The sequence below is a fragment of the Deltaproteobacteria bacterium genome, assembly GCA_028818775.1.
GTDB lineage: Bacteria > Desulfobacterota > Binatia > UBA9968 > JAJDTQ01 > JAJDTQ01.
Map to the genome: position 1 here is coordinate 1 of JAPPNE010000144.1, position 9,338 is coordinate 9,338.

11 protein-coding genes are annotated in these 9,338 nt (G+C 67.8%); 6 read left to right on the top strand and 5 right to left on the bottom strand.

The window, feature by feature from the left end:
- The 3 genes from OXU42_15615 to OXU42_15625 all read left to right on the top strand — a co-directional run.
- Positions 1 to 431 (top strand): hypothetical protein (locus OXU42_15615; GenBank protein ID MDE0030817.1); only part of this gene is annotated, 431 nt, incomplete at its 5' end.
- 27 nt (positions 432 to 458) lie between these two features.
- Complete coding sequence (locus OXU42_15620; GenBank protein ID MDE0030818.1) at positions 459 to 1,682, top strand: Rieske 2Fe-2S domain-containing protein; 1,224 nt, start codon at positions 459 to 461, stop codon at positions 1,680 to 1,682.
- A gap of 7 nt (positions 1,683 to 1,689) precedes the next feature.
- Complete coding sequence (locus OXU42_15625; GenBank protein MDE0030819.1) at positions 1,690 to 2,574, top strand: NAD(P)-dependent oxidoreductase; 885 nt, start codon at positions 1,690 to 1,692, stop codon at positions 2,572 to 2,574.
- Positions 2,575 to 2,654: 80 nt separating this feature from the next.
- Here OXU42_15625 and OXU42_15630 read toward each other — a convergent pair whose 3' ends face one another.
- Positions 2,655 to 3,035, bottom strand: a complete 381-nt coding sequence (locus OXU42_15630) for a RidA family protein (protein MDE0030820.1) — start codon at positions 3,033 to 3,035, stop codon at positions 2,655 to 2,657.
- 85 nt (positions 3,036 to 3,120) lie between these two features.
- Here OXU42_15630 and OXU42_15635 point away from each other — a divergent pair, with 85 nt between their 5' ends.
- Both OXU42_15635 and OXU42_15640 read left to right on the top strand, forming a co-directional pair.
- Positions 3,121 to 3,312: a hypothetical protein gene (locus OXU42_15635; protein MDE0030821.1), complete on the top strand. Its 192-nt coding sequence runs from the start codon at positions 3,121 to 3,123 to the stop codon at positions 3,310 to 3,312.
- 1 nt (position 3,313) lies between these two features.
- Entirely contained in the window at positions 3,314 to 3,586 is a 273-nt protein-coding gene (locus OXU42_15640; protein ID MDE0030822.1) for an HNH endonuclease, read from the top strand.
- Positions 3,587 to 3,613: 27 nt separating this feature from the next.
- Here the strand turns inward: OXU42_15640 and OXU42_15645 are convergent, their stop codons facing one another.
- The 4 genes from OXU42_15645 to rluD form a co-directional block, all read right to left on the bottom strand.
- Positions 3,614 to 4,366: a sulfite exporter TauE/SafE family protein gene (locus tag OXU42_15645; GenBank protein ID MDE0030823.1), complete on the bottom strand. Its 753-nt coding sequence runs from the start codon at positions 4,364 to 4,366 to the stop codon at positions 3,614 to 3,616.
- Positions 4,351 to 6,708, bottom strand: a complete 2,358-nt coding sequence (locus OXU42_15650) for a molybdopterin-dependent oxidoreductase (protein MDE0030824.1) — start codon at positions 6,706 to 6,708, stop codon at positions 4,351 to 4,353. Before OXU42_15650 ends, OXU42_15645 begins: the two co-directional genes overlap by 16 nt.
- A 16-nt stretch (positions 6,709 to 6,724) precedes the next feature.
- Positions 6,725 to 7,429 carry a TlpA disulfide reductase family protein gene (locus tag OXU42_15655; GenBank protein ID MDE0030825.1) on the bottom strand — a complete coding sequence of 235 codons (705 nt, stop codon included), beginning with the start codon at positions 7,427 to 7,429 and terminating at the stop codon, positions 6,725 to 6,727.
- A gap of 128 nt (positions 7,430 to 7,557) precedes the next feature.
- Positions 7,558 to 8,529, bottom strand: a complete 972-nt coding sequence (gene rluD / locus OXU42_15660; protein ID MDE0030826.1) for a 23S rRNA pseudouridine(1911/1915/1917) synthase RluD — start codon at positions 8,527 to 8,529, stop codon at positions 7,558 to 7,560.
- A 212-nt stretch (positions 8,530 to 8,741) separates the two neighbouring features.
- Between rluD and OXU42_15665 the strand changes: the two genes are divergently transcribed.
- Positions 8,742 to 9,299: a UbiD family decarboxylase gene (locus tag OXU42_15665; GenBank protein MDE0030827.1), complete on the top strand. Its 558-nt coding sequence runs from the start codon at positions 8,742 to 8,744 to the stop codon at positions 9,297 to 9,299.
- Positions 9,300 to 9,338: the final 39 nt, after the last annotated feature.

A 9,338-nucleotide genomic window follows, 5' to 3' on the forward strand; every position in this document is an offset into this window, starting at 1 on the left:
AGGAGATCCCTACCATCCGCGGCATCAAGGTGGCCTACGGCGCCGGCGCCATGCTCGACTACGTGCGGCTGTTCCCGCCGGACGTGTCGGTGTTCACCGGCAACGCCGACATCTTCGGGCTGGTGCCCTTCGGGGTGGCCGGCATGATCAACCCGCCCACGAGCTGCATCCCCGAGTTGTGCGTCGAGCTGTGGCGCGCGCTGGAGCGGGAGGACTACGGACAGGCCGTGCAACTGCAGCGGCGCGTCAACGACGTCACCGCCGTGATCATCGGACTGATCAAGCGCCACGGCCGGGCCGTGGTGGCGGAGATGTACCGCATGCGCGGATTCGACATCAAGCGCTTCCCCAAGTGGGAGACCAAGCCGCTGCCGCCGGAAGCGCGGGACTCGGTGCACCGGGAGCTGAGCCGCGGCGGCTTCCTCGACTGACGCTGGACACTGAACGAGGTTGATCGCGTGGAAGCCTTCAGAAGCACCAACAAGGACATCCCCCGCGTGGGGCGCGGCACGCCGGGCGGCGAGTGGCTGCGGCGCTACTGGCTGGCGGTGGGCACCGAGGCGGAGCTGCACGACGTCCCCCAGGCGGTGCGGGTGCTGGGGGAGGACCTTGTGCTGTTCCGCGACCTCCGGGGACGGCTGGGGCTCATCGGCCGGGACTGCTCGCACCGGGGCTCGTCGCTGGAATACGGCGACGTCGAGGAGCACGGCATCCGCTGCCCCTACCACGGCTGGCTCTACGATGTTGCGGGCAACTGCCTGGAGCAGCCGTCCGAACCGCCGGAGACCAGCTTCTGCGCCAAGGTGAAGCATCCGGCCTATCCCGTGCGAACGCTGGGCGGGCTCATCTTCGCCTACATGGGGCGGGACCCCGACAATCCGCCGCCGCTGCCCAACTACTCCCCGCTGGTGGACCACGGCGGGCAGCGGCTGGTGGAGAGCACGCGCCACTTCGACTACAACTGGTTCAACTTCTACGAGAACAGCGCCGACCCCTGCCACGTGTGGATACTGCACAGCCGCAGCGCCTATGGCGAGCAGACCTGGGGCGGCTCGTTCTTCAGCGCCAAGAGCCCGCCGGCCTACGAGCCGGTGGAGACGCCCTACGGCATGAAGATCGTCATGTCCAAGCCCGGTCCGGCGGAAGGCACCGAGTTCGTCGACGAGATGAGCCTGGGGTTGCCGAGCATCCTGCAGGTGGGCGACACCGAGTTCGTGCACGCGCGGGTGGAGCCGGAAGTGCTGGAGAAGGTGGGCTCCAACTACGAGCACTTCATGTTCCTCACGCCCAACGACGACGACCACTTCATGCTCTTCACCGTGGACTACTACACCGGCCCGGACCCGGACATCTTCGAGCGGCTGGCGAAGATGCGGAAGCGCGAGGCCCCCAAGGGCGAGGTCAAGCCCTACGACACGCGTCCGCTCATGCCCTTCCGCGGCAACATCCGCCAGGAAGACATCGTCACGCAAGGCACCCAGCGGCTCCTGGGCGAGCGCGAGGAGCGTCTCGGCACCTCCGACCGCGGCGTCATCATGCTGCGCCGCATGATCCGCGACGCCATCGACGCCGTGGCCGCGGGCCGGGAGCCCAAGGCGCTGCGGCTGGAGGAGAACGCCGAGGGGTTGGTGAAGCTCGACTCGTTCGTGGGCGTGAGACCCAGCGAACCTGGACCCCGATAGGCCCAGGATGCCCAGGGTCGTGGTCACGGGCGGGAGCGGGCGCCTCGGACAGCAGGCCATCGGCCATCTGCTGGAGCACGGCTGCGAGGTCCTGAGCCTGGACATCGTGCCGCCGCCGGCGAAGCTGTGCGACTCCTGGCTGTGCGACCTGCGCCGCCCGGGCGATCTTTACGAAGCCTTCAAGGGCGCCGACGCCGCCATCCACCTGGGCGCCTACCAGGCCCCTAACCTGGCGCCCGACTGCGAGACCTTCGGCAACAACGTCAGCGCCACCTACAACGTGCTCAAGGCCGCCGTGGACCTGGGCGTGCCGCGGGTCGTGTGCGCGTCGAGCATCGCCGCCTACGGCTTCCTTTACGCTCCCAGGATCTGGGCGCCCGACTACCTGCCCCTGGACGAGGCGTACCCGTGCCGGCCCCAGGACCCCTACGCCCTCTCGAAGGTGTTCGGCGAGCAGCTTGCCGATTCCTGCACGGGCTACAGCGACATCACGGTGGTGAGCCTCCGCTTCAGCGGCGTCAACTTCGACCTGGCCTACGAGGAGTTGCCGCGGCGCTGGGCCGACCCTGGGGTGCGGATGGGAACGTTCTGGAGCTATGTGGACGCGCGTGACGCCGCCGTCGCCTGCCGCCTGGCCCTGGAGGCGCCTTTGTCGGGGCACGAGGTCTTCAACATCGCCGCGCCCACGAGCCGCTACCCGGAGCCGACGGACGAGCTGGTGCGGCGATACATCCCCGGCACGAAGATCAGGGAAGGCTATTCAGGCCATTGGGGCGGCCTCGACGTCACCAAGGCGGCGAACACCCTGGGGTTCAAGGCCGCCCACGTCTGGCGCGACTACCTGAATGCCGACGGCACCGCCAAGACCACCGTTCCCTCCGAACGAGGGTGACCACTGACGACCCCTTCCGCCTCCGAACGGCCGCGAAGGACCGGCCCGGCGTTCGTGTCGCCACGCCGGCCCACGCGCTGCTACGCCAGCGCCACGACGTCGACCTCCACCAACGCCCCTTTCGGCAGTCCCGCCACCGCCACCGTGGTGCGGGCGGGCTTGCCGGAGCCCAGGTAGCTTTCGTAGATGGCGTTGACGGCGGCGAAGTCCGCCATGTCGTTCAGGTAGATGGTGGTCTTCACGGCCTTGTCCCAGGACGTGGCGGCGGCCTCCAGGACGGCCGTGACGTTATCCAGGACCCGGCGCGCCTGCTCCTCCACGCCGCCCGCCACCAGCTCGCCGGTCTCGGGCACCAGCGCGATCTGCCCCGCGGTGTACACGAACCCGTTGGCCCTGATGGCCTGCTCGTAGGGGCCGATGGCCTCGGGTGCCTTGTTGGTATGGATCACTTCGATGGACATGCGCTCTCCTTGCCGGCTGTTGGAATTCCTTGAAATCTACTAGAAACAGGAGGATGACGTTAGACTTTGGCCGGAGCGACGAGCCATGAGACTGATCACCGCGCACAGGATACTCATCGGGACGTCCATCGCGTTCTTCATCTTCTTCAGCGGCTGGGAGCTTACGAACTTCTTCGGCGCCGGCGAAGGCTGGGCGCTGGCCCGGAGCGTCCTCTATCTCGGCGTCGCCGTGGGCTTCGCCGTCTACTTCAGGACCCTCAAGAACAAGGTGCTGTGAGATGACGCCCGACCCCGATGCCTTTCTCGTCCCGGTGACGGAGGACGAGATCCGCCGCGAACGCCGGAAGGCGCGGGAACTGCGCGACAGCCAGTGGTGGAAGAACCGGACGAGCCAAGGCCTGTGCGCTCACTGCGGCGAGCGGTTCCCGGCCCGCGAGCTGACCATGGACCACCTCGTGCCCATCATCCGCGGCGGCAAGAGCACCAAGGGCAACGTCGTCCCCAGTTGCAAGTCCTGCAACACCGCCAGGAAGCACAGCCTGCCGTTCTGATCCGCCAAGGTACGGCCGCCGGCGGCGTCACGCCAGGGTCAACGCCGACCGCGCGGTGATGTAGATCCCCAGCATCAACAGGCCGGTGAAGAGAACCTGACGGAACCGCTGCTCCGAGAGCCGCTTGCGGATTCGCTGGCCCGCGAGCATGCCGACGGCCGCGGGGGCCAGGGCGGCCCCGGACCATGCGCCGAAGGACAGGTCGAGCACGCCGCTGCCTCGGAGCGCCAAGGCCAGCGCCACCGTCGACAGCGTGAAGAACACTCCCATGGCCTGCACCAGCATGTCGCGGGAGAGCCCGATGGCCTGGAGGTACAGGACACCGGGCACGACGAACGACCCGGTCATGCCGGTCAGGATCCCGTTGACGATACCGATCACGGGACCGGCCCAGGTTTCCTGCCTGGGTGTCAGCGCGATCCGCACGCCCGCCAGATTCAGCGCCGCATAAATCACCAGCAACAGTCCCAGCAGTGCCGACAGCCACGCCAGGTCCACCCGCGCCAACGCCAGGGCGCCGATCCACACCGTGGTCGTCGCCGTGGCGAGGAAAGGCCAGAGGCGCCACAGGATGGCGCGGCCGTTGCCGCCCACCGCGGCCTGCCACACGTTGGTGACGAAGGACGGCGCCAGCAACAGCACCATGGCGGTGGTGAGGTCGAAGGCCACGGTCAGCAGGCCGAGGCTCACCGTGGGCAAGCCGAAGCCCACCAGACCCTTGACGGCTCCCGCCAACAGGAAAACGCCGAAGATGATGGCGGCGGTCAGGGGGTCGGGCATGCCGGAGCGCTACCGGGCACCAGGCGGCACGGGTACGAGCGGTGCGGCACCGAGCCGGTGATGGGGTCGATGACGTCGTTGTCGATGATCAGGTTGACGTTGGCGCCTTCGGCGCTGAAGGGATCGTAGCCGGGCAGTCCCAGGTCGGGGCAGCCCTGCCACCAGCCGTGCATGACGCGCACGACTCCGCGAGGAAGCTCGGCGTTGAGATGCGCTTTCATGGTGACGGCCGCGACCTTCGTTTCCACGCGCACGGGCGTCTGCCCGGCGATGCCGAGACCGGTCGCGTCCTCGGGATGGATCTCCACCAGCGGCTCCGGGGTCTTGGCGCGGAGCGACGGCACCGACCGGTGCTGCCCGTGGCAGAAGTTGATGCCCTTGGCCGTGAACAGGGTGAACGGATAGTCGCGCACCACGTCGCCGCCGAACCCGGACTCGCTTGGGGTGAACTCCGGCAGCGGCGCGTAACCCCGTTCCTGGAACGGGATGGAGTAGATCTCCACCAGCCGCGAGCGCGTGTCGAACCCCTTCTCCAGGTACTTGCGGTAGCGCGTTTCCCGGGGCATGGACAGCCCGCCCGGGTGTTTCTTCAACCGCGCCACCGTGATCCCGGCGGGTTCCAGCATGTAGTCCAGCGCGGCCTCCCGGTCGCCGTGCCAGAAGTGCTCGTCGAAGCCCATCCTGCCGGCGAGGTCGAAGAGGATGTCGGCGTCGGAACGGCACTCGTGTTGCGGCGGCACCACCGGCGCCCGGTACTGCAGCCATGTGCTCGTGGCCTCCCCCTGGTCGAAGGAGCCCTTCACGTGCCAGTCCTCCCAGGACGTGGCCGCGGGCAGGAGGAAGTCGGCGTAGCGCCCCGCCGGGGTCTCGTAGAAGTCGGTCTGGACGTAGAGGTCCAGTTGCTGGAGCGCGCGCCGCCCCCGGAGCGTATCGCCGTTGGCCATGATGATGTCGCCGCCGAAGCTCAGGAAGCCCTTGACGGGATAGGGCTCGCCCTCCAGCGCGGCGCGGTACACCTCGTAGGCCTGCACCCGGCCGGTGGCCACGGGCCCCAGAGGCCGGGCGTCGAACCCGAGCCGCTTCCGTTCCTGCTCACGGGAGAGGAACTTGCGTCCGTCCATGCCGTTGACCGGCGTCTTGGCGAAGCGCACGTTGCCGCCGGGCCGGTCGAGGTTGCCGGTGAGGCTGTAGAACAGGCACACCGCGCGGTTGGTCTGCATGGCGTTGGCGTGCTGCTCCAGGCCGTTGTAGCTGTAGTAGCAGCCCGGCGGCGTGCCGCAGAAGAGCCGCACCGCGCGGCGCGCCAGGTCCGGGTCGATGCCGGTGGCCTCCGCCGTGGCTTCCGGCGTGTACAGGCTCAGGTGCCGCTTGAGCAGTTCGAACACCGGCGTCACCCGTTCGACCGCGCCGTTCGCGAGCATGACCTCGAACGATCCCTCAAGGGCGGGACGTCCATTGGCCCGCGGGTTCGCCGGGTCGTGGAACGTGAGCCCGTCCGCCGCCTCGTCCCATACCCCGTAGCGTTCGCGCGACCCGCCGGCGACCACCGCGTCCTGGGTGAGCATCTCGCCCGAACCTTCCCGCACCAGCAGCCGCGCATTGGTCCAGTCGCGCACGAACTCCGCGTCGTAGAGTTGTTCCGCCAGCATCACGTTGAGGAAGCTCAAAGCCAGCAGCCCGTCGGTCCCCGGCCGCACCTTGAGCCAGAGGTCCGCCTTGCGCGTGAGCGGGATGGCCCGCGGGTCGATGACGATGAGCCGGGCGCCGCGCTTCCGCGCCGCGGAGATGCGGATGGCCTGGGTGGGCCAGGAGGCGTTGGGGTTGTGCCCCCACAAGAGGATGCAGGCCGTGTTCTCGAAATCCGGGTTCGGAATCCCGCTGCCGTACGTGTAGCGGGAGCCGTTGTCCTTGTGCCAACTGCAGATGTGCCCCGTGGACACCGTGTTGGGGCTGCCGAACAGGCTGGCGAAGCGGATCAGCCACGGCTCGTACTCCGCCGACGCGCTGCCCCCGGACGCCCCCCGGTAGAAGAACACCGATTCCGCGCCATGGCGGTCCCGCAGCGACCCCAGCCGCTCGGCGATCTCCGCCATGGCCTCGTCCCAGCCCACCCTTTCCCAGCGCGGTTCCGGATCGCTCTTGGGGTTCGTGCGCCGCAGCGGCCAGCGCAGCCGCTCCGGGTCGTACACCAGCTCCGGCGCCGCCTGCCCCTTGATGCAGATGCCCCGGTTGGGATGGTCCGCATCCGGCTCCAGGCGCACGAAGCGCCCGTCCTCCACCGTGGCTACCACCCCACAGCGGGACTTGCTCATGGCGCAGTAGGTGCGGATCTTCTCGATCATGGCGAGGCGATCTCCCTTACCCCCCGAACGTCGACTGGTAGTCCTGCCACGCCTTGGGGCCGGCGCGGTCGAAGACCTTTTCGCGGAGGCCGCCGGCGTACTGGGCGGGGATGAAGTTGATCTTTTCCGTGACGGAGGGCTTGAGGCGGACGCCCTGGGCGCGCAGTTCGTCGGCCATGACGAGGTTGTCCAGCACCACCCGGATCTCGTCGTGGTCGGTCCACATGGCCTTGTAGACGATGCGGCCTTCCTTGCTGACGATGTAGACCATGTTGGGGAGGACGCCGTACAGCCGGTGCACGGTGCCCTCCAGGTCGTCCACCAGCAGCGGGTTCTCGATGCCGTCCTGGTCCCGGCACTGGCGCGCGAATTCGAGCTTCTGCTCGAAGTCCTTGTGCGGACCGTAGTTCTCTCCCGGATGGGGCTCGCGCACGTAGATGGTGAAGAACTCGAAGCCCTTGTCCCGATAGTTCCGGTACATTTCGTTGAGGGGCGAGACCTCGCCCACGAAGGGCGGTCAGGTGATGCTGCCGAACTCCAGCAGCACGTGCTTGCTGCCCTTGAACGCCGAGAGCCGGACCTGTTCGCCTTCCAGGGTCGGAAGGGTGAAGTCCGGAGCCTCCTCCCCGGCCCGCAGGCGCGCGGTGAAGTCGCCGGCCTTGGCCGAGCTTTCCGACCGGTTGAAGGTTTCGTAGTTGTAGGCGCTGACCGAGTGACCCATTGGTGGACTCCTTTGCTTTCTGGGGGCCGCCGTGCGGCCCGTCCGAATCGCGACGATTCTACTATCAAATGACGGGATAAAGGAACCCGGGTCACGCCTGCAAACAGAGACCTTGCCGGAGCCCGGCGTCATGAACGCGCGTCTTCCGCGAGGGCCTCCACGAGCGCCCGCATGTCCTCCGGCATGGGCGCCGTCCATTCCATGGACACGCCTGTTTCCGGGTGGCGGAGGCCGAGCCGCTCCGCGTGCAGGGCCTGCCGTCGGAAGGCGCGCAACAGCTCCGTGACCCGCGGCCCCTGGCCCTTGATGCCGGCGCCGCCGCGCCCGCCGTACACCGGATCGCCCACCACGGGGTGTCCGATGTGGGCCATGTGCACTCGGATCTGGTGAGTGCGGCCGGATTCCAGCCGTACCAGGAGCAGGGTGTGGCCGCGGTAGGCGCCCTTCACGGTGTAATGGCTGGTGGCTTCCTTGCCGCGCCGGTGCACCGACATGCGGGTGCGGTGGACCGGGTGCCTGCCGATGGGCGCCGTGACGGAGCCGCCGTCGCGGACGACGCCGCGAACCAGCGCCAGGTATTCCCGCTTGATGCGCCGTGCCTGCAGCTCCCGGACCAGGCGCAGGCGCACGGCGTCGGTCTTGGCCACCACCAGGAGGCCCGAGGTGTCCTTGTCCAGCCGGTGCACGATGCCGGCGCGCGGCACGGTCTCAAGCGAGGGAGCGTGGTGCATGACGGCGTTGAGCAGGGTGCCCTCGGGATTGCCTGCTCCCGGGTGAACCACCATGCCCGGTGGCTTGTTGATCACCAGCAGGGAATCGTCTTCGTGGACGATTTCCAGCGGGATGGGCTGCGCTTTCCAGGAAACCTCGGCGGGCTCCGGGATCTCCAGCTCGATGCGGGCTCCCGCCGCAACCTTGTCCGAGCATTCCGGGACGCGGTCGTCGAGGCGGACGTGCCCGTCGCGCACGAGCCGCTGGAGGCGAGAGCGCGACTGTTCCGGCAGGAGGGCCGCCAGCGCCGCGTCCAGGCGTTTGCCGTGGAGGGCCTGGGGCACTGTCAGGCGGATCTGGGGTGCAGGGTCTTGAGTCGTCGTGTTCATGGATACGGAAGGCGTCGGCAAATTCGTGCCAGACTCAACCAAAGCTTGTTCCTTTCGTCTGGTGATTGCAACGGACTGTTCTGGAGCCCCCCACCCCGCCTGGATTCCCGCTTCCGCGGGAATGACGGAGGGGAGGGTGGTCCGGTCGGAGCAGGGCCTCGGACGTTGCAACCGCCGTTGACGGCTACGCAACCGCGCCTTAGACTCGTGCGATGGACCTGCGAACCTACCTCGACTCGGTCAGGCGCCTCGCCCCGGAGCGCTTGGTTGAGGTCACGGACAAGCATGACATCCACCTGGAAGTGTGCGCCATGATCGCGGACCTGGAGAAGCGGAAGCGCGAGCCGATGCTGCTCTTCTCCAACATCGACAACCTGAGCGGCGAGCCTTCGGAGTTTCCGTTGCTGATGAACACGTTCGCGTCGCGCGCCGCCTGCGCGGTGGCGCTGGGACTGGCGCCGGAGCACGCGGGCCGCGAGCTGATGCTGGAGTTCCAGGCGCGCGAGGCACGGCGCGAGAAGCCCGTGGTGGTGGACGCCGCCGACGCGCCGGTGAAGCAGGTCAGAATGGACCCCAACCTGTATTTCCTGCCGGTGCTGACGCACCACACCGCCGACCTGGGTCCCTACCTGACCATGACCTGGGCCGCCCGCGACCCGGACACGGGCGTCTACAACTCCTCGTTCCACCGTTGCTACGTGCGCGATCCCAACCACTTGATCATGTTCTTCGAGCGCCGGCACCTGTGGGACTATTATGCCACGCGATAGATTTTATTTGTTATTTATCAGTAAGTTATGTGTTAATCT